Raw genomic sequence first — 25,837 nt, 5'->3', positions numbered from 1 at the left:
TTTAATCCACTTTTTTCACTTTTAATGTAATACCCTCAACTTGGTAAACTTCGATCAGATCGCCAACCTGTAAATTAGCCCCCTGAATTCGCCAAGTGGTATCGCCAAAATGACCACGCCCAATGCCATTTGCCGCAATTTCTTGCACGCTCCCTTTTGTCCCTAACATGGCATGATCACGCTGATTTAATGAAGAATGTAACTGATCGGTTTGATCTTTATTGTGTTGATACTTCCACCACACCACACTCAAAAGAATGGCAAGAATGGCATAACTGATCGCCAAGACTGTTAAGGATACATTCGGCAATAAAGCCATGACAGCGGCAATCACCACTGCCGATAGCCCCCACCAAAGTAGGAAAACACCAGGTATTAACAGTTCAGCAATAAGTAAAACAAACCCTAAAATGAGCCAATGCCAAGTGCCCCACGTGGAAAACCATTCCATATTTCACCTCCTGATACGCAGTTTATGCTTTTGGCTCGCCTTTTAATAATTCTGTGATACCCGCAATTGAGCCAATTAAATTGCCTGCTTCTAATGGCATTAAGACCACTTTGCTATTATCCGCTCCGCCAATTTCTTTTAAGGCTTCTGTGTATTTTTGAGCAATAAAGTAGTTAATGGCTTTGGTATCCCCGCTGGCAATCGCTTCGGAAACCATTTGTGTTGCACGTGCTTCAGCTTCGGCTGCACGCTCACGGGCTTCTGCTTGTAAGAAGGCTTCTTGACGTTCCCCTTCGGCTTTCAAAATACGGGCTTGTTTATCCCCTTCTGCACGTAAAATTTCCGCTTGACGTACCCCTTCAGCTTCTAAAATATCGGCACGTTTGTTACGTTCTGCTTTCATTTGTGCGTTCATTGCTGCAATTAATTCTTGCGGTGGGCGAACATCTCGAATTTCAATACGGGTCACTTTAATGCCCCAAGGATTAGTCGCCTCATCAACAATGGATAACAAACGACTATTAATGGAATCTCGTTGCGATAACATTTCATCTAATTCCATCGAACCCAACACCGTACGAATATTGGTCATCGTAAGGTTAATAATGGCTTGTTCTAAATGATTGACTTCATAAGCGGCATTACGTGCATCAATCACTTGCACAAAACACACCGCATCAATAGATACATTGGCGTTATCTTTAGAAATCACTTCTTGGGAAGGAATATCTAAAACTTGTTCCATCATATTAATACGGCGACCCACGCGATCAATAAAGGGTAAAACGAAGTTCAAACCAGGCGTTAATGTTCGGGTATAACGACCAAAACGCTCAATGGTCCAATGATACCCTTGAGGAACGGTTTTAATGGTGGAGTACAAGACAAAAATCACAAGTACGATGAAGAAAAGAGTGGCAATTGGTAAGCCGTTGATGAAGTCCATTGTAGTTCTCCTTGCTGAATAATAACTCAGGAAAGTCTAGCAAATTAGACCGCACTTTGTATATAAGAATCTTGTTTCTTATACAGCCTTCAGCAGGATATAAAAAAGCGGATCGAAATCCGCTTTAAAAAAGGCATTTGGGCATTAACTGTTTTTGTTTTGTTCGGAAATAGAGGCGGCAGCTGTAAATAACACATCTGTCGAAGAGTTAAGTGCCGTTTCTGTAGAGTCTTGTAAAATACCAATTACAAACCCGACCCCAATCATTTGAGCCGCAATGCTATCTGAAACCCCAAATAAGCTACAAGCTAATGGAATCAATAACAATGAACCGCCCGCAACCCCAGATGCACCACAAGCACACACACTCGCCACAACACTTAATAGCAACGCACTAAAGAAAGACACTTCAATACCTAATGTATGCACTGCTGCTAAAGTTAAAATCGTCACAGTAATGGCTGCACCTGCCATGTTAATACTCGCCCCTAATGGGATTGACACAGAATAGGTTTCCTCATCTAAATTTAAACGTTTCGCTAAATTAATATTCACTGGAATATTCGCTGCCGAGCTGCGTGTAAAAAATGCAGTTACGCCACTTTCACGTACGCATGTCCACACTAATGGATAAGGATTACGGCGAATTTTCCAGAAGACTAAAATTGGATTGATCACAAATGCCACAAACAACATGGTACCAATCAACACCAACAATAAATGAATATAACCACCTAATGCGGCTAAACCTTTATCTGCCAAGGTTTCGCTCACTAAACCAAATACCCCGATTGGTGCGAAAGAAATAATGACATGTACAATTTTTGATACGGCTTCAGCCAAATCCGAAATCATGACCTTCGTGCTTTCTGCAGCATGACGCAAGGCTAAACCCAAACCAATAGACCAAGCTAACACACCAATAAAGTTTGCTTTGAATAAAGCATTTAATGGATTATCAACGAGGTTAAAGACCAACGTTAAAAGCACTTGGCTTACACCTTGCGGTGCAGAGGTGATATCTTCTTGATTGGCTAACGCCACCTGACTTGGGAATAAAAAACCCGCAACAACTGCAGTAGCAGCAGCTAAAAAAGTTCCCAAAATATATAACAGGATGATCGATTTCATGTTACTTTTCGATCCGACTTTCTTATTGGCAATCGCTGCCATCACCAAAACAAAAATCAGAATTGGTGCAACCGCACGAAGAGAGCGAACAAAAATCGTACCGAGAACCCCGACTTTTTCAGCCAGATTAAAGCCTAAAATAGGTTGTAGTGTAGGTGTAACGAGCGCAACAATTAAGCCCAAAATAAGGCCAATAAAAATACGCTTAACTAAATTGCCTTGAAAGAAGAAGGCAAACAAACGAGATGTATTCATAATTTAATCACGAGATGTTGTGCAAAAGTTGCTGTAAATATTCAGATCAAAAATTTGATCCCCCAAACGAAATTAAAGATAGCTTAAATCTTAAGTAAAGAAAATATTAATTTTTACTTTTTATCGCTTTTTTTAATCTTATAGCGTAAATTTAGGCTCAATACTTAGAAAAAATCTTATTTTTAAGGTGTTTTTTTAAATATGATTAATTGACATCCATTTTTCTCATCATCACTGTTTGCTTTATGATCAAAAAAAGTATGTTTTTTCGTATGCAAGACTTGACTTACTGTATATAAACTCAGTATATTTACACCTGTATAAATAACCAGTTATTCTATTACGAGGAGAAGATGATGAACTCTGCCACACAAAAATTGCCGACTCATAAGCATTCATTATCCTGTCGTCATACACCTTACTATGACGATAGCCAACACACTGGCTTCAATTTTAGTAAAAAACTTGACCTAAACCTCTACTGTGTCAAACGCCCACAACAAACATGCTTTATTCGTGTAACCAACCCTAATTTGTTGGCATGGGGCATTGAAGTCGATGATATCTTAGTGGTAGAGAAAAATGAGCAATTATCCATTGGCGATCTCATCGTATTAGAAATCAACGGACAATTTCAGATTTATGAATTTATGATTCATCAAAATCATGAATACATCTTCTTTTCGTTAGATTCAACACAAGAAAATATTAAAACCAATCACTGGTTAGATTTACCCGTCATCGGTACGGTCACCAACACCATTCATCAAATTAAACCTAAACGAAAAATGGCATTTGCCGCCTAACACACTATTCACTGTAATATCCACGCTAAAAAGGCAAACACGAAAAGCACACCCAACTTAGTGATGAGAAAAATCCTTGCTCTCCAAAACCAACTTGGTGTAATCAGCTTGCCTTTTAAGCATTATCAGTAATGGTGTCAATCCGTTATTTCGAGCATGAAAACACGATTGACATCTTTTCACAATTTATCAAGACCTTTATCAGTGACGGCAAGAGAACGCTGCACATCATTTAATCTGACATAACCTGTTTTTTATACAAAATCTTGATAAACTAAAGCAACATATATCTTGTTTAATTTTATAAATACATTTAAATAGATATTATTTATCTTAAATAAAAATAAATACTCAAAAATAAAAGGAATTACCTATGGAAATTCAAGATTGGGGCGGTGGTTTAACTGCTCATGAAATAGAAGCGATTGAAAAAATCAAGCAAGCTTTTTCTGAAGATTCTAGAAACATGAATCTGTCCTCTAAAGGAAAAGGGTTTGAAGCATTAAGTGCTTTAAAATCTATTTTCCCTTGGAAAGGCTATTCAGGTTTTCGCTTTGCAGATGTAAAAGAACGCAAAGAAGGAGAATTTGATCTAGTTATTATTACACATTGCAATGTTTTGATTGTGGAATTAAAGCATTGGAATGGGCAAATTACATCTCACAAAGATAAATGGTATTTAAATAATAGAGATATGGGGCGTTCGCCTGTTTCTATTACACGAAATAAGCAACATTTACTAGAAAAGAAATTAGATAAATTCAAACAAAAATTTACCAATAAAGGCTTGCGCCCACAGGTACATTTTTTGGTTGTAATGACAGGTAATGCTGATTTTAGTCAGTTGCCCGAAAATGAAAAACTACACGTGCTCACTTTGACGAATTTTCTAAAACTTAAAAACGAACACGAATTTAACAAGCGTTTCCGTCCACACCCAAATAGCAAAACCTTAAATAAAGATTTTGACCTTTTTGATAAAAAAATTTTTGGAACAGATACCATCAAACCCAAATCCATAAACATTAACGGCTATTTTGCTGAAGACACACCTATTTTTTCGCACCCGAAACATATTTTCCAAGAATACCTTGCTCAAACTGAAAACAAAAAATACCAAGACCAAGCCTTATTACGCCGCTGGGATTTTACTCAGATCAATCATCCTGAAGCACAAACACCCGATGGGCGTTATCGTTTGGTCAGTCGTGAATACGATGTATTGAATCACATAAAATTAAAAAACAAAGAGTTGTACCATACCTGTTTAAATTACAAAAATATGCCGCAAAAAGGTGAAATTACAGCAGAACATATTGATTTATTTGAACTGTTTCCACAACAAAAACGCTTTAATCAATTTGTGGGCGGATATAGTGGTAAAAACTTAAGTCAAGAACACCGTTTGGGATTGGTACAACTTTTATTAGACAAATTTTCCCAATTACACAAAATTGGCATTGCTCATCGAGACTTGGGAGAACACAGCATTTGGCTATCAGCAGATGACAAAATTACCTTATCAAGTTTTGCGACCGCTTATTTTTCATCAGAGCAAACCGTTGGTGATGTGCGTGAAATTTTAGAAGTGTCGGGCGATTTGGCGAAAAAAGAATTTACTCTTTCAGGCAATATCAAACTTACCCCCTATCAATATGATGTGCGTTCACTGGCGGTATTAGCTTGGCATATCATCAAGGCGGAGCGGATTTCTCCTACTAGCATTGCCAATATGAAAGCAAAACTGAAGGAAGAAACAGCGTGGTATTGTGATTTATTGCAAGTAGCCTTATCTGATAAAACCTTTAAAAGTGCGGTGGAATTTTTGGACAGTTTTAATCAAAATAAGCCCAATCAAGCGGTGGATTTTTCGTTTGATTTTGCAAAATTAGAACCCTTTACGCACGACATTAATCATTCTCGTGCTTATCGTGAAGACGGTGATTTTATTGTTGAAACCAGTGAAAAAGAAGTTTACCGCTCTAATGGTTTATTGGTTAAAGCTTGGTTGAATTCCGATCCACAAACAGACAGTTCAAAAGCTAGAGTAGTTTTGCATTGGCTGGAGAATATGGCGAAATTAGCTAAATTGTCCCCCGATTATGTACCGAAAATCCGTGAATTTGGGATTGCTAAAAAATCGGGTTGTTTATTCACTGTAAGTGATTTTATTGAAGGGAAAACTTGGCAAGATATTTGCCAACTCAATTTATCTGATGAACACAAAAAAACATTGATTAAGCAATTTATTCAAAATATTGAACATCTTCACGGTCTGGGTTTTGCCCACGGAGATTTGAAACCTGATAACGTGTTGATAACAAAAAACACCGATGAGTTTCAAATCCATATGTTGGATTTACTGGATTTCTCAGCAAATGGGCAAAATCAGTTCAACACTGAATACTCGCCTGAATTTAACCACTCAACCGAAAAACAGCGTGATAATTTTGCTGTAATGAAAATGGCGTGTGAGTTGTTGGGTGTTCCATGGAATAAGCCATCTGAAAATTTTGCTGAAATTGCCACAGCGATACAACAAGAATATTCAGATAACCAAACTGCATTTATTTCATTAGCAAGATTTAAAGAGGTGCTCAACCCAAAACCAAGCGTACCGATGATTGACATTGAAGTAGGTGGGCGTGATTCTTTTTTACCAATTGAAATTTATCCTGAAAATGGTGAATTGTTTGTTCAATTTCAAGAAAGTAAAAAATATCCAAAAGAAGAAGTAGATATTACTTTTATTGGTTTAGGTGGAAAGTTTACAGCGTTTTATACCATTAGTGACAGAAACTTCAGACACGCTATTTCGCTATTTGAGCGTAGCCATATTAGCCGAACAGACAAAGAGAAAAGTGCGACTAGTTTATCTTTAAGTTTATCAGTTTCTCATAGTAATTACAGTAAGTTAGATAAGTTGAGTGATTATTTGGCTTCTCATGAAGCATTTCAAAATACGTTAAATCAATTCATTGACGAACACATTTTCAGGTTGCATGAAAAAGAAAATCTTGAAGAAATTGAAATTATTGAAACCGAAATTGTTGATGCTGAAATTTCAGCCCCCCTAATTGAGCAACGCCCAAGTATTCAAAAACTTTGGCAAGCAATTTTGGATACTGAAACTGAAGCATTACCATCTGTTACGGCTAGCGAAGCTTTTCAACGAACTGAAAACGGTGAAATTTATATTCCATATGATGGTGAAATCAATCCGATTGATCAATTCAAACGTGATGAAATTGTGGAAGCGATTGGCAAAAGTGAAAATGGTAAAAGAACCTTTAAATATGGCGTAGTGGATATTGCAAGAAGCCAGCTGAATGAATTACACATCAAATCTAAAAGTCTGACCAATTCGGCAAATAATATTCAAGCTGATACCCCTATTTATTTACAAAGCAAACAAAATAAAGCTTCTTATAAGCGCCGTAAAAATGCTTTACAACGTATTTTAGATGGCGAAAGTGTGGTTAAAGATTTGGTCGATTACTTTGATGAACATTGTGCATTGCCATCTGAAAAATATAAAGTTCAAGTAAGTGAGGAGGAGTTTCAGCGTTACGATCAACCTGAAAAAGGAGTCAGTCTGAATGAAGCACAACGTAAGGCTTTCCAAAAACTGATTTCTAATGGTCCATTATCTTTATTACAAGGTCCGCCAGGAACAGGGAAAACTGAATTTATTGCCGCTTTTGTACATTATCTGTTTGATGTACAGAAGGTGAGAAACATTCTATTAGTTAGCCAATCGCATGAAGCCGTCAATACGGCTGCGGAGCGTATCCGTAAACACTGCCAACGCCTGGGGACAGATTTGCAACTAGTACGATTCAGTAACCGTGAAATTGCGGACTCTGAGATTTTAGAAGATGTATTTTCGCCAAATTTAGTCGGACAAAAACGCCGACAATTGGACGTGAATAAAATCGGTAATATCTGCGGATTAGGGCGTAGTATGGGGCTACCTGAAAGCTATTTGCGTGAACGAGCGGAAATTCTGTTTGATATTGGCTCACAAATTCGCCGCTACAACAAAATCGTTAAAAATTCAAAAGATGAAGAAATTGACGAGGACGAAAAGCAATTACGTAAAAAATTAGAAAAAAGCATCAAAACACAAGCCCAAACAATGGGAATACGTGAGTTGGTGGAAATTGATGAAATCTTGCCAATGCTGATTAGCGAATTAAATCAAAAATACAATATTCAACCTAATGAAAGCACACAGGCGGAAAAACTTATTAATTTAACCCAAGATATGCTAGAAGCCTTATCCAATGAACGCACCAATTATGATGAATTTTTGGCTCGTTCTCGTCAACTTGTAATTGGTACTTGTGTAGGCATTGGGCAAAAGCACATTGGCATTGCAAACAATATCTACGATTGGGTGATTGTAGACGAAGCTGCGCGCTCAATTTCCAGTGAATTGGCGATTGCTATGCAGTCAGGCACACGCATTTTATTGGTCGGTGACCACAAACAATTACCGCCTCTATATTCGGAAGAACACAAAAATGCACTTGCCCGCCGGTTGGGGATTTCCAAACGTGGCGAAGAATTAGACCAAGCATTGGGCAGTGATTTTGAACGAGTGTTCCAATCAGAATATGGTAAACAGACCTGTGCGACACTTAAAACGCAATACCGTATGGCACCTGCGATTGGCAGTTTGGTGTCTGCTTGTTTTTATAATAATGTTTTGGAAAATGGTAAAACCGATAATGATGTGCCCAATATTTACGCGAAGCTGCCAGAAAAACTAAAAGCCGGTGTTACTTGGTTGGATACCACTTCATTGCCTAATTCTTATCATGAACAAGGTAAAAGTGGCAGTTTGTCTAATCGTGCCGAAGCCAAAGAAATTATTAATTTGCTGCAAAGTTTCCAAAATGATGAAACGTTTATGAACAGCGATGTTGTACAACATTGTTTAGATAAAAACGAACAAGCTATCGGTGTGATTTGTATGTATGGCGAACAGAAAAAACTCATTCGCACAATGTTTAATCAAAAAAGTTGGGGCGAACGTTTCCGCCGTCTGGTCAAAATTGACAGTGTGGACAGTTATCAAGGCAAAGAAAACCGAGTGATTATTTTATCGTTGACTCGCCACGATAAAACATACAGCACTGGCTTTTTGCATTTACCAAACCGCATCAATGTTGCTTTGTCTCGTGCGATGGATAGACTGATTATTGTTGGAGCAAAAGCAGTGTGGGAACAACCCAAAAATAGCAAAACCCCACTAGCAAAAGTCTTACGCTTTATGCAAAAACAAACCCATCGGCAATATTACGCTATTAAAACCCTGAAAAATGGAGCCAAAAAATGAAAAAACAAAAAATACCATACAATCAAATAGATTTTGTGGTTAAAGCCCCACGATTTCGTATTGTGTTTTCCTATATGAGTGACAATGGGGTAACATTTGTGCGTGAATATTTGTTGCGTTTACTGAAAGTAACACCATGCAAACCTGAACAAATTGCCCAATATTTCGGATTTACTCAACATGAAACTGAAATTGCCCTTGCGGACTTAGAACAAAATAGATGGATTACTTGGCGAGATGATGGTTTGATTGAGTTGTCTGCCGAAGGCTCACAATTGTTTCAAAATGAAGGTCAAGATTCGCCCATAATTCCAACATTAAAAGAGTTTAGTGGAGAATATCGTATGGAGTTGTTAGACAACAATTTTTTGCAGAAAAAAGATTACGACAAAACCCGCCAGCAAGCCATTGAATTGGAAATTAACCCCAAAGTATTATCCGAAAGTAGAGAAATAGTGCAAAAAACTTTCCAAAGTCGTTTTCTGCAATTGATGGAAGATGACATCATCAATTTAGATGAAAAAGATATTTCCTTATATAAAATTGATGCCATCGAACCCAAAGGTGCACCTGATTATTTTCGTTTCACGCAATCCTTTGAGTTAGTTCCAGAAACAGGCGAAGCCACAGAACGCCATGATATACAAAGTGTTATTTATCAAGACAATATTCAGCAAGCGATTACGAAAAAATTAGAACAGTTTGGCAATCCCGATAATTTGCGTGAATTACGAAAAAGCATGGAAGAAATTGGCGATGATGACACCTTGAAAGTGCTGTTTGGTGGACGATTTGATGTTATTGAGTTTAAGAAAATTCAATATCAATTTGAGCAACAAAAAGGCTTGTATTTTTTAGGGCAGATTTATCATCAAGAAAATTTGTTCAAACAAATCAATCAAATTATTGATAAATTAGATAAAAAACAATCCAAAAAACTCTATTGGCTTGCACCAAGCGATATTTATTGGGGAAAACAGCGAAAAATCCACGATAAAATTCAACATCTAGTAGATAAACAAAAAAATAAAAACTATGATTTTCGCCTGTACTTACCTTTATCGTCTGCATGTAGTCAGCATGAAAAACAAACCTGGAAACGTGAGTTTAAAGACATTTCTGAAAAAGTTTTATATGGATTTTGTGAAGGCTTTCTAGAAGGTAATACGGAAATCTTATTTTTAGAAGATAAATTTGCACTGGTTTGTTATCACGTAAAATTATCAGGTTATCCTGTTACCGTACCACTGGGTTTTATGACAACACAGATGAAGAAAGTACAACATATCAGTAAATTAGTTAAAGATTATTTATCTGCAGCAGATTTTTCCTATAAGGAAGATAAAGAAATCATGAAAGACTTTGGCTTATTATCGAAAGGCTAATGACAAGAATGTATGAGGGATTTTATTTACTATTCTTATTTGTTATCTAAACTATGACACATCAATGTAAAAGGCAGAAATCTCTGCCTTTTATTTTTACTGTTATCCCAATTCCCTCATCACATTCAAAATCCGTTTGTCGGAAATGGGGTATTTTGTGCCGAGTTGTTGGGCGAATAAACTCACTCGCAATTCCTCGATCATATAAGGAATTTCTTTCACCTCTTCCGAGTGCGGTTTGGATTTAGGCAGTTTTGCCAGTAGCTGTTGATAGGCTTGACTCACTTGTTCCACTCGCAACATCGCCGCCCGATCACGATTGACATCTTGCAACAATTTATCAAGACGTTTATCAATGGCGGTGAGATAACGTTGCACATCATTTAAGCGGGCATAACCTGTTTTTTGCACAAAGCCGGGATAAATCAAACCACTCAATTGCACTTTAATATCAGACAGGGCAAATGCCATGGTGAAATCCATTTTGCCTTTTAAGCGTTTGTTTAACTCGTAAGTTAAGGTCAAAATCTGCTCTACTTGTTTGGCAATGTCCACCGTGGTTTCATTGAGGTTTTCACGAATAAAATCACGCAGTTTATCGAAATCCGCTTCGTTCCAAACCAATCCACCAAAATCGCCGATCAGTTTATCCACCGCACAAGCGATACAGTCATCAATCAGTTCTAACACTCGCCCAAATGGGGTGAAATACAAACCGAGTTTTGATTTATTTGGGAGCTTTTCGTGCAGATATTTAATGGGTGAAGGCACATTCAGTAACAATAAACGGCGTAAGCCTTGTTGCATTGCCACTTGTTGCTCAAATTCCGTTTCAAACAGTTTAATGCCAACGGCATCTTTTTCATCCACAATGGCAGGAAAGGCTTTAACGGTAAATCCACGTTTTTTCTGTTCATAGCACTGTGGCAAACTGTCGAAGTTCCAAAGGTGAATGCCACTTTGTTCTATGCCGTCGTCTGCCACCGCCGCAATACTTTCTTGCACCTGATCTTTAAGTTGGAATTTCAGGCTGTCTAAATCCATGGATTCTGCTATTTTTTTGCCTTTATCATCAACCACTCGGAAAGTCATTTTTAAATGGCTGGGTAACTGATCCAATTGCCAACTTTCAGGCTCAACGCTGACACCCGTCATACGGCGAAGTTCATAAATCAGGCTTTCTAACAAGGGTTTTTCAAAGGGTTTTGCTCGTCCTAAAAACGCCTCAGCATAATTGGGGGCGGGCACGAAATTTCGGCGTAAGGATTTGGGTAAAGATTTAATCAAGGCAATAATTAATTCTTTGCGTAAACCTGGAATTTGCCAATCAAAGCCCGTCATCTCCACTTGATTTAATAAGGGTAAAGGAATATGCACGGTAACGCCATCGGCTTCCGTTCCCGGCTCAAATTGATAGGTGAGTTTGAATTTTAAATTGCCTTGATGCCAGAAATTCGGGAAATCCAGTTCGCTGACTTGCTCTGCATTGTCTTTGGTTAAAAAGGCTTTTTCAAAATTGAGCAATTCAGGATCTTGTTGACTGGCTTTTTTCCACCAGCTATCAAAATGGCGTTGCGACACCACCTCCGTACCAATTCGTTGATCGTAAAAATCAAATAAGGTGCGTTCATCCACCAAAATATCACGGCGGCGGCTTTTATGTTCTAAATCTTCTATCTCTTTGATTAACTTGCGATTTTGGTGAAAAAACGAATGCTTCGTGAACCAATCCCCTTCCACTAACGCCGATTGAATAAAAATTTCACGGCTAATTTGCGGATCGATAGAACCATAATTCACGGGGCGATTTGCCACAATGGGCACACCATAGAGGCTGACTTTTTCATCCGCCATCACTGCCCCTTTGGATTTTGACCAACGAGGTTCCGCATAAGATTTTTTGACTAAATGGGTTGCCAGTGGCTCAATCCATTCTGCCTCAATATCTGCCAGCATTCGCCCCCAAAGCTTGGAGGTTTCCACCAATTCTGCCGCCATCACCCATTTTGGCTGCTTTTTAAACAGAACAGAATTCGGGAAAATAGCAAAATGGGCATTGCGTGCACCTAAATATTGGCTCTTTTCAGCTTCTTTCATCCCAATGTGAGACAGCAAACCGCTTAAAAGTGCGGTATGAATTTGTGCATATTCCGCAGGTTGTGAATTAATCGGTAAGCCCATTTCTCGCACAGTTAAACGAATTTGATGATAAATATCTTGCCATTCACGAATACGTAAATAATTCAGATAATCCTTTTGACATAAACGGCGAAATTGGTTTTTCGATAAGTCTTTTTGTTGTGTTTGGATAAATTGCCATAAATTAACAAAGGCTAAGAAATCGGATTTTTTATCGGCAAAACGGCGATGTTTATCATCGGCGGATTGTTGTTTTTCTTGCGGTCGTTCACGAGGATCTTGAATGGATAACGCCGACACAATAATCATCACTTCGTGCAAGCAATTATATTTCACGGCGGTCAGCAACATTTTGGCTAAACGAGGATCCACTGGCAATTGTGCCAATTGCCTGCCTGTTTGGGTTAATTGCCGTTTTTCACCGAATTTGGTTTTAACAAACTGGAACGCCTCTAATTCTTCTAACAGTTTGATACCGTCTTGAATATTGCGTTTATCGGGTGCATCCACAAAGGGAAAAGCATCAATGTCATCTAAGCCCAGTGCGGTCATCTGTAAAATAACGGAGGCAAGATTGGTGCGCAAAATTTCAGGATCGGTAAATTCAGGGCGGCTATTGAAATCCTCTGCTGAATACAAGCGAATACAAATCCCTTCGCTCACCCGACCACAACGCCCTTTCCGCTGATTAGCTGAGGCTTGTGAAATAGGTTCAATGGGCAAACGTTGTACTTTTGTGCGGTAACTATAACGAGAAATTCTGGCAGTGCCGGGATCAATCACATATTTAATGCCCGGAACAGTTAAAGAGGTTTCTGCTACGTTGGTGGCAAGCACAATACGGTTTAAACCTGAAGGATGAAAAATTTTATTCTGTTCTTGTGCAGATAAACGGGCAAAGAGCGGTAAAATTTCCGTGTGTTTTAAATCTTGCTTTTGTAATGCCTCGGCGGTATCACGAATTTCACGCTCACCATTCAGAAAGATCAAAATATCGCCATGCCCTTCTGCCTGCAATTCATCTACCGCATTTAAAATACCTTGCAATTGGTCTTGATCTTCTTCTTCGATAATTGGGCGATAACGCACTTCAACAGGATAGGTTCTGCCTGACACTTCAATAATCGGGGCGTTGTTAAAATGCTTGGAAAAACGTTCCACATCAATGGTGGCTGAGGTAATGATCACCTTTAAGTCAGGGCGTTTTGGCAACAACTGTTTGAGGTAACCGAGAATAAAATCATTGTTTAAACTGCGTTCGTGGGCTTCATCAATAATTAAGGTATCGTATTGATTCAGAAAAGGATCCTGCTGAATTTCCGCCAATAAAATCCCGTCTGTCATTAATTTAACAAGGGTATTTTCACTGATTTGATCGTTAAAACGCACTTTATAGCCCACCCAATCGCCCAGTTCCGTTTTCAATTCTTCCGCAATTCGTGTAGCAACGGAACGTGCGGCAATGCGGCGAGGTTGAGTATGTCCAATAAAGCCTTTCGTGCCTAAGCCTAATTCCAAGCACATTTTAGGCAATTGGGTGGTTTTTCCCGATCCCGTTTCCCCAGCAATTACCACTACTTGATGTTGTGAAATCAAGGCTTGAATTTCTGCTTTGCGTTGGCTTACAGGTAAATTTTCTGGAAATTCAATATTTTTCACCGCACTTTTGCGTTGAGTTAACCGCACTTTGGCTAATTCAATTTGTGCTTGAATTTCCGCTGCCACCGCTTGCTGTGCTTGTTCATTTTTTATATTAGCCATGCCTTTAATTCGCACGAAAAGCTGGCGAAAATCCTTATTCATTACCTCATTCAAATTGGATAACAAGGATTTTTGTAAGGGATTAAATGCTGTTTTTCTTAAATTTTTCTTCATATCACTTAATGTTTAATACTTCGATATGCCAATGTTGCCCAACCAATTAAAAATAAAATGCCACCAATAGGTGTTGCCCATACTAATGCTTTGCTCGCACCTAAAGCTAATAAATATAAACTTCCGCTGAAAAGGAGTATCCCCAGTGACCAAGTTGTGCCAATCACAGACAGGCATTTATCATTTTCTATTCGTAAATAAGACGGCAACATGGCAAGAGCCATTAACGCAATTGTGTGAAACATTTGATATGTTAAGCCTGTTTCAATCCATGCTTGTGCCTGTGGTGAAAGTGTTTTTTCTAAACCATGTGCAGCAAAGGCACCAAATGCAATGCAAAAAAATCCACTTAACGCTGAGATAAATAACCATTTATTTTTCATCAATTTTTCCTCATTTCATCTTATGATTTACCTAAAAATAGCGAGAGAATCCCCGCCGCGATGAGTGGCCCAACAGGAATGCCTCCCGCAAAAGCCACACCTAAGATAGTGCCAATTAATAACCCTGTTAATAATACGGGCTGAGCCCCCATTAATCCCACTCCACGACCACCAAGCCACGCAACAAGTAGCCCCACAGCGATGGCTAACCACATTTTCCAGTTTAAAAAAATGGTGACACTCGGTAATTGGATTTTGCCAGACACTAATGGGCTGAGTACACCAATCGTTAGAATAATAATCCCAATGGTTACCCCATTTTTTTCCATAAAAGGAATGTATTTGGATAATAGCGTTTGTTGCATTAATAACAAAATGGTGGCAGAAATCGTCACAGAGCTATTATTACTTAACACACCAAGCAAGGTTAAAACAACAAGTAATAATGCGACGGAATTGAATTGTAAGGACATAAAACTCTCTAAAAGTGCGGTTAATTTTGTGCAAGAATTATAGCAAGTTATGCAGAATTGTGAGAGACAAAAAACCCGCACATCCGCGGGTTTTTATCAGAAATTTTACTCTTGGGCGTATTTAGCGGCGACTTCAGCTAATAATGTTTGCAACTCACCTTGTTGGAACATTTCTAAAATGATATCGCAGCCCCCTACTAGCTCACCATCTACCCATAATTGTGGGAAGGTTGGCCAGTTTGCATAGGCGGGTAATTCAGCACGAATATCGGGATGCTGTAAAATATCCACATAACCAAATGGCACTTTACAATGTATAAGTGCTTCTACCGCACGTGCAGAAAAGCCACAAGATGGGAATTTCGGTGAGCCTTTCATGTAAATAAGAATAGGGTTTTCACTGATTTGTTTTTTAATTTTATCTAAGGTTTCCATAATTATCCTCAAAAGTAATGAAACGGCATTATTGTAGCATACACAAAAGCCCTGACCAATAATAACCCGACTGTCATAATCAACTATTTACCAGCTTCCGCCTGCACCGCCGCCGCCGAAGCTTCCGCCTCCAAAGCCACCGCCAGATCCGCCACCGCCGAAGCCACCAAAACCACCGCCACCAGGAGGAAATCGCCCTCGACGTGAACGTGCACTGGTTGGGCTAATATAAGGTACTGCACGCCAATTGCCAAACCAAACAAATAAAATAAAGATCACCACCATCAAAACGGGAATATAGTCTTCCCATGTGTCTTCTATTGCTTGGTTAGCATCAAACTCCCCTTTACTTGCGGCGATTAAATAATCAAGTCCGAGACTAATGCCTTGTGCATAATCACCTTGCTTAAAGTGCGGTGTAATTTGATGACGAATCAATTGTGATAAAAATGCATCGGGCAATACCCCTTCAAGTCCTTGTCCTACCGCAATAAACATATTGCGATCTTGTTTGGCAATCAACATCAACACCCCATTATTGAGCTGTTTACGCCCCACGCCCCATTTATCACCTAATTCAAAAGCATATTGAGAAATGTCATATTCTTCTGTTGAGGGAATCATCACAACCGCAATTTGCGAGCTGGTCTGTTGTGCATAATCAATCAGTTTAGCCTCAAGTGTGGCTTTATCCTTCGCCGATAACGTGTTGGTATAATCATTCACATAGTGGAATGGGTTCGGCACAGCAGGAAATTGTGCCGAAAACACAGGCATTACGCAAAAAACAGTGAAAAAAAACACCGCACTTTTTAGCCATCTAACCATTGATAATTACCTCATTATCCAATTCATTCTTATCATCTGGCTGAATGGGAAAATAATTTGCTAATTCCTTGCCAATATTTTCAATCGCCGCCATGATACCTTGCGTATAACCCTCTTGACGAAAAGACTTCACCATCAATTCGCATTGTTGTCGCCAAAATAAGTCACCCACATACTGATGAATACCTTGATCACCAATAATGGCACATTGATGAGATTTCCATGCCACATAAATTAAAACAGCATTACGTCTTTCTGTTTGTTGCATCTCAAGCTTATCAAACACCTGTAATGCCCTTTCAAATCCCGTGTTCACTTTAGCCTTTTTCGGGATTTTTTGTTCAACATAAACGCGTAATTCGGCTGAAGTCTGTTGTTCAAGTTGAGAAATGGCTTTCTCAACTTGTTGTTTATCAATAGGAATTTTGGAAAATAAAAGCATCTTTCACATTTTCTCAGTTGTGATTAATTAAAAATTCACCACAGGGGCGTTTGCCGCACCCTCTACCGATTTAAAATAAGGTTTTTCTTTAAAGCCAAATAACATCGCCACCAATTTGGTTGGGAATTGACGCACTTTCTGGTTATAGACCTTTGCTGCTTCATTAAATTTATTACGAGCCACATTGATACGGTTTTCTGTTCCTTCTAACTGAGCTTGTAAATTCATAAAGCCCTCATTTGCTTTTAATGCAGGATATTGCTCCACTGTCACCAAAAGACGAGATAACGCAGAGCCAACCTCATTTTGATTTTGTTGGAATTTGGCTAATTGTTCTTCAGAAAGATTAGCGGGGTCAATCTTCGTTTGCGAGGCTTTCGCCCGTGCTTCAATCACTTGTGTAAGTGTGCTTTTCTCAAAATCTGCTTGCCCTTTTACCGTATTCACTAAGTTTGGAATTAAATCAGCACGACGTTGATAAGAAGATTCCACATTTGCCCATACCGAATCAATTTCTGTTTCTGCCTTAACTAAGCCGTTGTAGCTCGTCATTAATGTAAAGCCTGCCACAATCGCGACAATAATCAAGATAATCCACTTTTTCATATTCTGTTCCTCATTAATAGAAAATCCGTTAAATAAAAGAAAAGCCTAAACATCTGTTTAGGCCTTTCAAAATATGTCTGATTAAATCAACAAACTAATTATTTGTTACCTTTAACAGAAACTTCAACGCGACGGTCATCAGCTAAACATGCGATAAGAGCTTTACGACCTTTAACAGCGTCACATTTGTTACCTGTTACTGGGCTTGCTTCACCCATACCAGTTGCACTGATTGCTTGTGGTGCTACGCCTTTAGAAACTAAGTAGTTAGCAACAGTATCAGCACGACGTTGTGATAATTTTAAGTTGTAAGCATCAGAACCTAAACGGTCTGTATAACCTACAACACCAACTGAAGCAGATTTCAATTGTGCAATTTCACCGTAGATACCATCTAATACGTTTTGTGCTTCAGGTTTTAAGTTTGCTTTGTTGAATGCAAAAGTCACATCAGAGCTTAATGTGAATTTTTTGCTGACCACTTCAGGAACAACTACTGGTGCACCTTGACCGAAACGGTATGTGATACCTGCAGTCACAGAACCGATGCTTGGTGAGTAATCCATTTGGTGACCATTAATTTTTAATTTACCAACACCTTTAACCCATTGATATTCAACACGAGCCGCTAATTCAGGAAGAATTGCATACTCAACACCACCTGCAAATACTGGAGAAACTTTTAAGCTGTGTTCTTTAGCTCTTTGACCATTTTCACCATATAATTTGTAGTCTGAACGGATTAATGCTGCACCTACACGAGCATAAACATCTAAATCTGTTAATACTGGGTAGCTTGCTTTTAAGCTTAAGTGAGAACCATGGTTAGTGTGTTTTGCTACAGTTTTACCTTGTAAGCGAAGTTTAGCACGACCAAAATCGTCGTAGCCTAATTCAACTGCAAAGTTATCAGTGATTTGATAACCACCAAATACACCATAAGTTACAGAATTACGGTTAACACCAAAACCGTCCTTATTTTTTGTATTGTCAAATTGTTTTAAACCATCGTGGAAAGATGCCCAACCAGCTTTAGTACCCACATAGAATGTGTTAGCTTGTGGAGCTGCTTGTGCAACAGAAGCGGCTGCTAGTGCTGCGATAGTCAATGCGATTGCAGTTTTTTTCATTTGGATGATCCTCTTATCATTTAGTCATCTTTAAAAATTAAAACCGAATATCAAAATAATATTTGAAATTCGAAACACAAAATTTGTGTTCTTTTGTCATCTTAAACTGTTTTAGGTTAAATGTGAACTCTTTTTAACCTAACCCATTCAGTGTTTACATAAAAATAGATAAATTTACCTGATAAAACAACATGAATTATACCAGTTTACATCTTCTCTTTCACGTAACAAAGAAACTTTAATTAGCCTATTATCCTACCCTCAAAATATAAAATCAATTTTTTTGTACAAATTTTTATCTGTTAATTCACTAAATATTCTTTAAAAGAAAACATATGGGTAAATATACATAAGATCTGTAGAATATTGCTGTACAAAAAATAAAAACTCGCTTCTTTGAAAATTTTCCAACTAAACCGACTTCGCCTATGTTAAACTGCAGACAATTTCATTTTTCAGATGAATTTCTTACACAACATTTACCTAGAATTTACCTATTATTTTAAAATGACAGAGTGATAAAAATGCTACCTCGTTTGAAAAATATCCCACAATTACAACCTCTTGTATCACAATATATCGATGATTTAAAAACCCAACACTTTTCTGGGGATATCGCCACAAGCTATTCCGATCGTTTAAGCCTTGCCACAGACAACAGCGTATATCAACAGCTTCCACAAGCGATCTTGTTTCCTAAAACTGTAGCGGATGTCGTGGTGTTAACCAAACTGGCACAAAAAGATATGTATAAAAGTCTCACATTTACGCCTCGAGGGGGCGGAACCGGGACAAATGGGCAAGCCATTAATAATAATATTATTGTCGATCTCTCCCGTCATATGACCCAAATTTTAGAACTAAATGTAGAGCAACGTTGGGTGCGTGTGCAAGCAGGCGTGGTGAAAGATCAACTGAATCAATTTTTAAAACCTTATGGTTTATTTTTCTCCCCTGAACTTTCCACCAGTAATCGTGCCACACTAGGTGGTATGATTAACACCGATGCCTCAGGACAAGGGTCTTTACAGTATGGAAAAACTTCAGACCATGTTCTGGGTTTACGAGCTGTATTGATCAACGGGGAAATCTTGGATACGCAAGCCATTAAAACGCAAGATTTTTCTACCGCACTTTCAGCACAGTCATTCACCCAAACCAGTAAACATATTCACCAACAAATTTTCCAACGTTGCCAAGAAAAACGTTCGCAAATCATTCAAGATCTACCTCAGCTGAACCGTTTTTTAACAGGCTATGATCTGAAAAATGTGTTTAACCATGATGAAAGTGAATTCAATTTAACTCGAATTTTAACTGGTTCGGAAGGATCCCTTGCCTTTATTTGTGAAGCCACCTTGGATCTAACCCCTATTCCCCAATATCGCACCCTGATCAATGTCAAATATCATTCCTTTGATGCCGCATTGCGTAATGCACCTTTCATGGTGAAAGCCAATGCACTTTCGGTAGAAACGGTCGATTCCACTGTGCTGAATTTAGCCAAACAAGATATTATTTGGCACTCAGTGAATGAATTGCTCACAGAAGAGGCGGAAAAGCCTATTCTAGGTTTAAATATTGTTGAATATGCAGGCAACGATAAACATAAAATTCAACGTCAAGTCAATGCACTTTGCCAAGCGTTAGATGAAAAAATTGCCAATCAACAAGATGCCATTATTGGTTATCAAATCTGTTCTGATTTAACGTCGATTGAACGAATTTATGCCATGCGTAAAAAGGCGGTGGGCTTGCTTGGTAACGCCAAAGGACCAGCGAAACCTATTCCATTTGTTGAAGATACCTGTGTGCCACCTGAACACCTTGCAGATTTTATTGCAAAGTTTAGAGCATTATTAGACGATCACAATCTCCAATACGGTATGTTTGGTCATGTTGATGCAGGCGTGTTACATGTTCGTCCTGCATTAGATTTATGTGATAAACAGCAAATTCGCTTATTTAAAACGATTTCGGATCAAGTTGCCGAACTGACACATCAATATGGTGGATTAATTTGGGGGGAACACGGTAAAGGTATGCGTTCTCAGTATGGGGAAAAATTCTTCACCCCTGAATTATGGCAAGAACTACGTTATATTAAATATTTATTTGATCCTGAAAATCGTCTCAACCCAGGCAAAATCTGTACGCCATTAGAAAGCGATGCAGAACTTTATCCTATTTTATCGCCAATGCGTGCCGATCACGATCGCCAAATCCCTATTAAGATGAAAGAGCAATTTAGCGGTGCCATGAATTGTAATGGAAATGGTTTATGCTTTAACTTCGATGAGCATAGTGCCATGTGTCCATCAATGAAAGTCAGTAAAAATCGTCTCTTTTCACCAAAAGGCAGAGCGGCAATGGTGCGAGAATGGCTACGTCTGTTAGCACAAGAAAACATCACGCCAGAACAACTTGATTTCCAACAAACAGAAATAAAACTCACCTCACTGATTCATAAAGTAAAAAATACAGTACAAAAATGGCAAGGTGACTATGATTTTTCTCATGAAGTGAAAGCCAGTATGGACACCTGCCTTGCATGCAAAGCCTGTGCAAGCCAATGTCCAATCAAAATTGATGTGCCTAATTTCCGTTCAAAATTCTTGCATTTTTATCATCAACGTTATTTACGTCCACTGAAAGATCATGTGATTGCCAATGTGGAATATATTGCCCCAATGATGGCAAAACAGCCTGCTTTGTTTAATGCCCTCATGTCCACAAAATTCACCCAAGTTGCCACAGAAAAAATGTTAGGCATTGTGGACTTACCTTTATTGTCCAATCCCTCATTACAGCAACAACTCGTCAAAATTGGCTATCAGGGTGAACAATTAGAACAACTTGAGAAATTAAGTGCGGTAGAAAAACAAAATGTTTTATTGATTGTACAAGATCCTTTTACCTCTTATTACGATGCCAAAATTGTGGCGGATTTTGTGGAATTGACGCAAAAACTCGGGTATCGCCCGATCCTCTTACCTTTTAAGCCGAATGGTAAAGCACAACATATCAAAGGATTCCTCACTCGCTTTACAAAAACTGCCAAAAACCAAGCGGAATTTTTAGTCCGCATGGCAAAACTGGGGATTCCTCTCGTGGGGGTAGATCCTGCGATTGTGTTGAGCTATCGAGATGAATATCAAGAGATGCTTAAAGAACAACGTGGTGATTTCCATGTTTTTACCTCGCACGAATGGCTAAAAAATCAGCAAGAGCAATTGCAAGATCGTATACAAAACTTTTTAAAAACAGGCCGCACTTTATGCGAGCAACAATGGCATTTATTCCCACATTGCACCGAATCAACAACCTTGCCCAATAGTGGCAAAGAATGGCAACAGATTTTTGCCCTCTTTAAGCAAACACTGACCATTGAAAAAGTGGGATGCTGTGGAATGGCTGGCACCTTTGGGCATGAAACAAAACGGCTGGATATGTCAAAAGCCATTTATCATTCATCATGGGCGAAAAAACTCGCAGATAAAAATCCAGAATATTGTTTAGCCACGGGCTATTCATGCCGTAGCCAAGTCAAAAGATTGGCAAAATGGCAACCAAAACACCCAGTACAAGCCTTATTAACCTTATTGAAATAAACATGATTTGGAAAAAAAATATCAATCTTACACAAATGAATGCACTTAGCAAAAATACGGCGATTGAACATCTTGGTATTTGCTTTACTGCACAGGGGGAAAATTGGCTCGAAGCAAGCATGCCCGTGAATGAACGAACCATTCAACCCATGGGATTTTTACACGGTGGACTTTCAGTAGCATTGGCAGAAACGATTGGTTCCATGGCAGGTTTTTGTTGTATAACAGAACACCAAACTTTATTTGGTTTAGAAATTAATGCTAACCATCTACGTCCCGTCAAACAAGGGCAAGTTGTGGCAAAAGCACAGCCCATTCACTTGGGTAAACAAACACAAGTTTGGCAAATCGAAATCAAAGATCAACATAACAAACTCTGTTGTATTTCTCGTTTAACGCTTGCAGTGGTCAATAATGAATAAAACAAAAATTGGTGTACTCCTAGTTAATTTAGGTACACCAGATAGCCCAACCCCGAAAGCACTTTCACGCTATCTTTGGCAATTTTTAACCGATCCACGCGTGGTGGATTTACCAAAATGGAAATGGTTTCCTTTGCTTAAAGGGATTATTTTGCCTTTACGTGCTAAGCGTGTTGCAAAAAATTACGCCTCCATTTGGACAGAACAAGGCTCCCCACTTTTAGCCATTACCCGCCAACAACAACAGGCGTTACAACAGTATTTCGATGAGCGTGATTTCCCCATTTGCATTGAAGTGGGCATGACATACGGCAATCCCTCCATTCCTCATGCTTTAGAAAAACTCATTGCACAACAGGTGGAAAAAGTGGTGGTGTTGCCGTTATATCCACAATATAGCAGCTCAACGACGGGGGCGGTGTTTGATGCGTTTGTCGATAGCCTGAAAACTCAACGGGGCATGCTGCCTTTTGCATTTATTCATTCCTATCACTTACATGAAGATTATATTACTGCATTAGTAGAGAGCATCAACGCTGAATTTCATGATGACGAGTATTTACTGTTTTCTTTCCATGGTATTCCATTGCGTTATGAAAACATGGGGGATTATTATCGTGAACATTGCAAACAAACCGTTTTAGCCGTTATTGATCGTTTAGGATTAACTGAAAATCAATGGGGATTGGCGTTCCAGTCTCGCTTTGGTCGAGAAGAATGGTTACAGCCTTACACAGACAAGTTTTTAGAAAATGCACCTCGCCAAAATATCCAAAAAGTGGCGGTCATTTGCCCTGGCTTTTCTGCCGACTGTCTAGAAACACTAGAAGAAATTGAAAAGGAAAATAAAGAACTTTTTCTTTCAAATGGCGGTATTTCTTATCGTTATATCCCGGCTTTAAATGCCAAGCCGACACATATTGAAATGATGGCAAAACTGATTTTAGAAAAGATATAACCCATAAAAAAATCGGTCTCTTTCCCTTGGCTTTCAAGGAATAAGAGACCGATCTCACATCAAATTATTGCACCACAAATAAACGAATACAGCCTTTGTCAGCCAACATCAGATTAGATGCACCAAAAACAAAAGGATAATTATTTGAGGATACATTATCAAACTTCACTAAAATCTGTACTTTACCCGTAATCCACACACTGTCTTTCCATGCCACAACGCGTTGATCTAAGGGTTTCTCGTCAAGACTTTCCACCACAAATTTCGCCCCTTGAATACGAAAGCCCATTGGTGAAGACGCCGTTAAGATCCAACGCTCTACCGTGCCTAATTTTGTATTCAGCACCCGTTTCGGATCAAAGTGTTTATTATTGACCATGCCTGTATTCGCATCAAAATGAAAATGCTGTTCTTGGCTGACCTTTTGGCTAAACACTTGTGCAGCATCCGTATGGAATTGCAGTTCACTTTGTTTGCTAAACACCGACGCTAACCCTTCTGGTCGTAATTCAAGCACGGTATTGTCTAATAATTCATTTTCATCGGCAAAAAGTGCGGTCACTTTATGCAAGAAATGGCGTTTTTCGCCTGCGATCAAACGGACAGTTTCTCCCTCATTCAGATCAACCAACAATTCCACTCGTTCACTTGGTGTTAGCCAAAGGGATCGCAATGTTTTACTTTGCGGTAAAAACCCTTGATCTTGAGCAATCAACTGAAACTCACGATCATCGTCAAAACGCAATTCATAAGCTCGAGACAGTGATGCATTTACAAGACGTAAACGCACCCACCCCCGAGGCACATTGAGATAAGGGGCTTCTTGCCCATTAACAAACAGGCGATTGCCCAAAAATGTGGATTGCTGTTGTTGGAATAATTGTACCCCCTGATTATTTAAGCGAATATCTTGCAATATCAGCGGAATATCATTCACCCCATATTTTTGCGGTAAGGAAGAACGGCGGCTTTGTTCATCTTCCACAATCCACATCCCCACTAATCCACGATAGGTTTGATAAGCCGAATTGGCTAATGAGGTCGCATGATACCAACAGGTGGCAGCAGGCTGTGTGATGGGAATAATAGGCGACCACGTTTCCAAAGGGTGTAAAACTCGTCCAATCCCACCAAGCAATTCCCCTGAGGCTTGTAACCCTTGAATCGTCATGGCAACGGGCTGAGATAAGTTATTACGATAGTTTAACTTCGCAAAATCCCCTTGCTTAATTTTGATGGTCGGCCCTAAATATTGTCCATTAAATCCCCATACATCAACCATTTTCCCTTCTTCTAATTGATGATGGGCGGTTTCCATATTGAGGAAAATAGGTCTGCCTCGTCGTGTTTCCATCAAAGGTGGAATAAATAATGCTTGCTGAGATTTCGCCCAAAGCGGTGCGGGCAAACTCGCCATGGCACTGGCGAGGGCGGTTTTTTTTAAAAATTGACGACGAGAAAGGGCATTCATCATGATTGGCTCTGTTTTGCAATTTCTGCATCAAGCTCTGCAATCCGTTTTGCCATCACATCATGGCAATGGGCGGCAAGCTCACGCACATTATCTTTGGTATAAGCAGACGTATCAATTGGGTCGAGCATTTCACAAATAACTTTGCCATTATCCCAACGATTGAGATCAATTTTACCTTGTGTGGTGGAACAAACCACAGGCACCACAGGCACGCCTGCCGCAATCGCCGCATAAAATGCCCCCGTTTTGAAAGGTAATAAACCACGTCCACGACTACGGGTGCCCTCAGGAAACATCCAAACCGATAAATTATCGGCATGAATACGGCGAGCCACTTCATTCATTGTTCCATGTGCTTTAGTTCGATTTTCACGATCAATTAAGATATTTCCCGTCACCCAATATAAAATGCCAAAAAACGGCACCCAAATCAGGCTCTTTTTACCCACACTCACCGTACGAGGGCGTACCATATAAGAAATGGTGACCATATCGTAGTTATTTTGATGATTGCCGATATAAATACAAGGACCTAGTTTATCGACATTCTTGGGGAAACGATGTTCAACATCCAAGCCAAATAAGGGATGTAAACGCCCAAACCAACGAGCCACAATCCCCACATTACTTGGATTTTTAAAACGGATAAATGAATATAATGTGCCTAAGACACAAATTAAAATGCAGCAGATCACCACAATCAGGGTACGAAGTAATTTCAACATAATGGCTATTCCTTTAAA

Annotated in this window: 19 protein-coding genes; 6 read left to right on the top strand and 13 right to left on the bottom strand. The window is 39.1% G+C overall.

Annotated features, from left to right (window positions below):
* Nucleotide 1: 1 nt before the first annotated feature.
* The 3 genes from ACPEEM_RS02510 to sstT form a co-directional block, all read right to left on the bottom strand.
* The gene (locus tag ACPEEM_RS02510; protein WP_424401163.1) at nt 2-451 is read right to left on the bottom strand and encodes an NfeD family protein; all 450 of its coding nucleotides are present in this window, start codon (nt 449-451) and stop codon (nt 2-4) included.
* A gap of 22 nt (nt 452-473) precedes the next feature.
* Nucleotides 474-1,397: an SPFH domain-containing protein gene (locus ACPEEM_RS02505; RefSeq protein ID WP_424407621.1), complete on the bottom strand. Its 924-nt coding sequence runs from the start codon at nt 1,395-1,397 to the stop codon at nt 474-476.
* Nucleotides 1,398-1,541: 144 nt separating this feature from the next.
* Nucleotides 1,542-2,783: a serine/threonine transporter SstT gene (gene sstT / locus ACPEEM_RS02500; protein WP_424401167.1), complete on the bottom strand. Its 1,242-nt coding sequence runs from the start codon at nt 2,781-2,783 to the stop codon at nt 1,542-1,544.
* 356 nt (nt 2,784-3,139) lie between these two features.
* Between sstT and ACPEEM_RS02495 the strand changes: the two genes are divergently transcribed.
* From ACPEEM_RS02495 to ACPEEM_RS02485, 3 genes are all read left to right on the top strand, one after another.
* Entirely contained in the window at nt 3,140-3,589 is a 450-nt protein-coding gene (locus tag ACPEEM_RS02495) for a S24 family peptidase (RefSeq protein WP_424406134.1), read from the top strand.
* A 373-nt stretch (nt 3,590-3,962) separates the two neighbouring features.
* On the top strand, nt 3,963-8,933 hold the full coding sequence (locus ACPEEM_RS02490; protein WP_424407619.1) for an AAA domain-containing protein: 4,971 nt from the start codon (nt 3,963-3,965) through the stop codon (nt 8,931-8,933).
* The gene (locus tag ACPEEM_RS02485) at nt 8,930-10,318 is read left to right on the top strand and encodes a hypothetical protein (protein ID WP_424407617.1); all 1,389 of its coding nucleotides are present in this window, start codon (nt 8,930-8,932) and stop codon (nt 10,316-10,318) included. Before ACPEEM_RS02490 ends, ACPEEM_RS02485 begins: the two co-directional genes overlap by 4 nt.
* A gap of 102 nt (nt 10,319-10,420) precedes the next feature.
* On the opposite strand, the gene hrpA is transcribed toward ACPEEM_RS02485, so the two are convergent.
* The 8 genes from hrpA to ompA form a co-directional block, all read right to left on the bottom strand.
* On the bottom strand, nt 10,421-14,332 hold the full coding sequence (gene hrpA, locus ACPEEM_RS02480) for an ATP-dependent RNA helicase HrpA (RefSeq protein ID WP_424407615.1): 3,912 nt from the start codon (nt 14,330-14,332) through the stop codon (nt 10,421-10,423).
* A 5-nt stretch (nt 14,333-14,337) separates the two neighbouring features.
* On the bottom strand, nt 14,338-14,715 hold the full coding sequence (locus ACPEEM_RS02475; RefSeq protein ID WP_424401171.1) for a DUF423 domain-containing protein: 378 nt from the start codon (nt 14,713-14,715) through the stop codon (nt 14,338-14,340).
* Nucleotides 14,716-14,735: 20 nt separating this feature from the next.
* The gene (locus ACPEEM_RS02470) at nt 14,736-15,188 is read right to left on the bottom strand and encodes a DUF441 domain-containing protein (RefSeq protein WP_424401173.1); all 453 of its coding nucleotides are present in this window, start codon (nt 15,186-15,188) and stop codon (nt 14,736-14,738) included.
* A 105-nt stretch (nt 15,189-15,293) separates the two neighbouring features.
* On the bottom strand, nt 15,294-15,623 hold the full coding sequence (grxD, locus tag ACPEEM_RS02465) for a Grx4 family monothiol glutaredoxin (RefSeq protein ID WP_424401175.1): 330 nt from the start codon (nt 15,621-15,623) through the stop codon (nt 15,294-15,296).
* A gap of 87 nt (nt 15,624-15,710) precedes the next feature.
* Nucleotides 15,711-16,451 carry a TPM domain-containing protein gene (locus ACPEEM_RS02460; RefSeq protein ID WP_424407613.1) on the bottom strand — a complete coding sequence of 247 codons (741 nt, stop codon included), beginning with the start codon at nt 16,449-16,451 and terminating at the stop codon, nt 15,711-15,713.
* Nucleotides 16,444-16,893 (bottom strand): TPM domain-containing protein, encoded by a 450-nt coding sequence (locus tag ACPEEM_RS02455; RefSeq protein WP_424401179.1) that lies wholly within the window; start codon nt 16,891-16,893, stop codon nt 16,444-16,446. The genes ACPEEM_RS02460 and ACPEEM_RS02455 overlap by 8 nt, the downstream gene beginning before the upstream one ends.
* Nucleotides 16,894-16,920: 27 nt before the next feature.
* Nucleotides 16,921-17,499, bottom strand: coding sequence for a LemA family protein (locus tag ACPEEM_RS02450; RefSeq protein ID WP_424401181.1), 579 nt, complete (start codon nt 17,497-17,499; stop codon nt 16,921-16,923).
* Nucleotides 17,500-17,597: 98 nt separating this feature from the next.
* Nucleotides 17,598-18,629, bottom strand: a complete 1,032-nt coding sequence (gene ompA / locus ACPEEM_RS02445) for a porin OmpA (protein WP_424401183.1) — start codon at nt 18,627-18,629, stop codon at nt 17,598-17,600.
* Between the two features lie 524 nt (nt 18,630-19,153).
* Here ompA and ydiJ point away from each other — a divergent pair.
* Genes ydiJ through hemH form a run of 3 tightly spaced genes read left to right on the top strand, consistent with a single transcriptional unit; the run spans nt 19,154 to nt 23,620 of the window.
* Nucleotides 19,154-22,240 (top strand): D-2-hydroxyglutarate dehydrogenase YdiJ, encoded by a 3,087-nt coding sequence (gene ydiJ / locus ACPEEM_RS02440; protein WP_424407611.1) that lies wholly within the window; start codon nt 19,154-19,156, stop codon nt 22,238-22,240.
* 2 nt (nt 22,241-22,242) lie between these two features.
* Complete coding sequence (locus tag ACPEEM_RS02435; protein ID WP_424407609.1) at nt 22,243-22,662, top strand: hotdog fold thioesterase; 420 nt, start codon at nt 22,243-22,245, stop codon at nt 22,660-22,662.
* Entirely contained in the window at nt 22,655-23,620 is a 966-nt protein-coding gene (gene hemH / locus ACPEEM_RS02430; RefSeq protein ID WP_424407607.1) for a ferrochelatase, read from the top strand. The genes ACPEEM_RS02435 and hemH overlap by 8 nt, the downstream gene beginning before the upstream one ends.
* A gap of 64 nt (nt 23,621-23,684) precedes the next feature.
* On the opposite strand, the gene ACPEEM_RS02425 is transcribed toward hemH, so the two are convergent.
* Both ACPEEM_RS02425 and ACPEEM_RS02420 read right to left on the bottom strand, forming a co-directional pair.
* Entirely contained in the window at nt 23,685-25,091 is a 1,407-nt protein-coding gene (locus ACPEEM_RS02425) for a multicopper oxidase domain-containing protein (RefSeq protein ID WP_424404040.1), read from the bottom strand.
* Entirely contained in the window at nt 25,091-25,819 is a 729-nt protein-coding gene (locus ACPEEM_RS02420) for a 1-acylglycerol-3-phosphate O-acyltransferase (RefSeq protein ID WP_424401191.1), read from the bottom strand. Before ACPEEM_RS02420 ends, ACPEEM_RS02425 begins: the two co-directional genes overlap by 1 nt.
* Nucleotides 25,820-25,837 lie beyond the last annotated feature (18 nt).

This window comes from Pasteurella pantherarum, from assembly GCF_049670885.1.
In the GTDB taxonomy this organism is placed as follows: Bacteria; Pseudomonadota; Gammaproteobacteria; order Enterobacterales; family Pasteurellaceae; genus Pasteurella.
This window is presented reverse-complemented; position numbering and strand designations above follow the sequence as displayed.

Coding starts and splice junctions, on each gene's coding strand:
- ACPEEM_RS02470 (WP_424401173.1), bottom strand. CDS start 15,188: ATGTCCTTACAATTCAATTCCGTCGCATTATTACTTGTTGTTTTAACC.
- ACPEEM_RS02420 (WP_424401191.1), bottom strand. CDS start 25,819: ATGTTGAAATTACTTCGTACCCTGATTGTGGTGATCTGCTGCATTTTA.
- hrpA (WP_424407615.1), bottom strand. CDS start 14,332: ATGAAGAAAAATTTAAGAAAAACAGCATTTAATCCCTTACAAAAATCC.
- ACPEEM_RS02435 (WP_424407609.1), top strand. CDS start 22,243: ATGATTTGGAAAAAAAATATCAATCTTACACAAATGAATGCACTTAGC.
- ACPEEM_RS02425 (WP_424404040.1), bottom strand. CDS start 25,091: ATGAATGCCCTTTCTCGTCGTCAATTTTTAAAAAAAACCGCCCTCGCC.
- ACPEEM_RS02495 (WP_424406134.1), top strand. CDS start 3,140: ATGAACTCTGCCACACAAAAATTGCCGACTCATAAGCATTCATTATCC.
- ACPEEM_RS02475 (WP_424401171.1), bottom strand. CDS start 14,715: ATGAAAAATAAATGGTTATTTATCTCAGCGTTAAGTGGATTTTTTTGC.
- ydiJ (WP_424407611.1), top strand. CDS start 19,154: ATGCTACCTCGTTTGAAAAATATCCCACAATTACAACCTCTTGTATCA.
- grxD (WP_424401175.1), bottom strand. CDS start 15,623: ATGGAAACCTTAGATAAAATTAAAAAACAAATCAGTGAAAACCCTATT.
- ACPEEM_RS02460 (WP_424407613.1), bottom strand. CDS start 16,451: ATGGTTAGATGGCTAAAAAGTGCGGTGTTTTTTTTCACTGTTTTTTGC.
- ompA (WP_424401183.1), bottom strand. CDS start 18,629: ATGAAAAAAACTGCAATCGCATTGACTATCGCAGCACTAGCAGCCGCT.
- sstT (WP_424401167.1), bottom strand. CDS start 2,783: ATGAATACATCTCGTTTGTTTGCCTTCTTCTTTCAAGGCAATTTAGTT.
- ACPEEM_RS02490 (WP_424407619.1), top strand. CDS start 3,963: ATGGAAATTCAAGATTGGGGCGGTGGTTTAACTGCTCATGAAATAGAA.
- ACPEEM_RS02450 (WP_424401181.1), bottom strand. CDS start 17,499: ATGAAAAAGTGGATTATCTTGATTATTGTCGCGATTGTGGCAGGCTTT.
- ACPEEM_RS02510 (WP_424401163.1), bottom strand. CDS start 451: ATGGAATGGTTTTCCACGTGGGGCACTTGGCATTGGCTCATTTTAGGG.
- ACPEEM_RS02505 (WP_424407621.1), bottom strand. CDS start 1,397: ATGGACTTCATCAACGGCTTACCAATTGCCACTCTTTTCTTCATCGTA.
- hemH (WP_424407607.1), top strand. CDS start 22,655: ATGAATAAAACAAAAATTGGTGTACTCCTAGTTAATTTAGGTACACCA.
- ACPEEM_RS02455 (WP_424401179.1), bottom strand. CDS start 16,893: ATGCTTTTATTTTCCAAAATTCCTATTGATAAACAACAAGTTGAGAAA.
- ACPEEM_RS02485 (WP_424407617.1), top strand. CDS start 8,930: ATGAAAAAACAAAAAATACCATACAATCAAATAGATTTTGTGGTTAAA.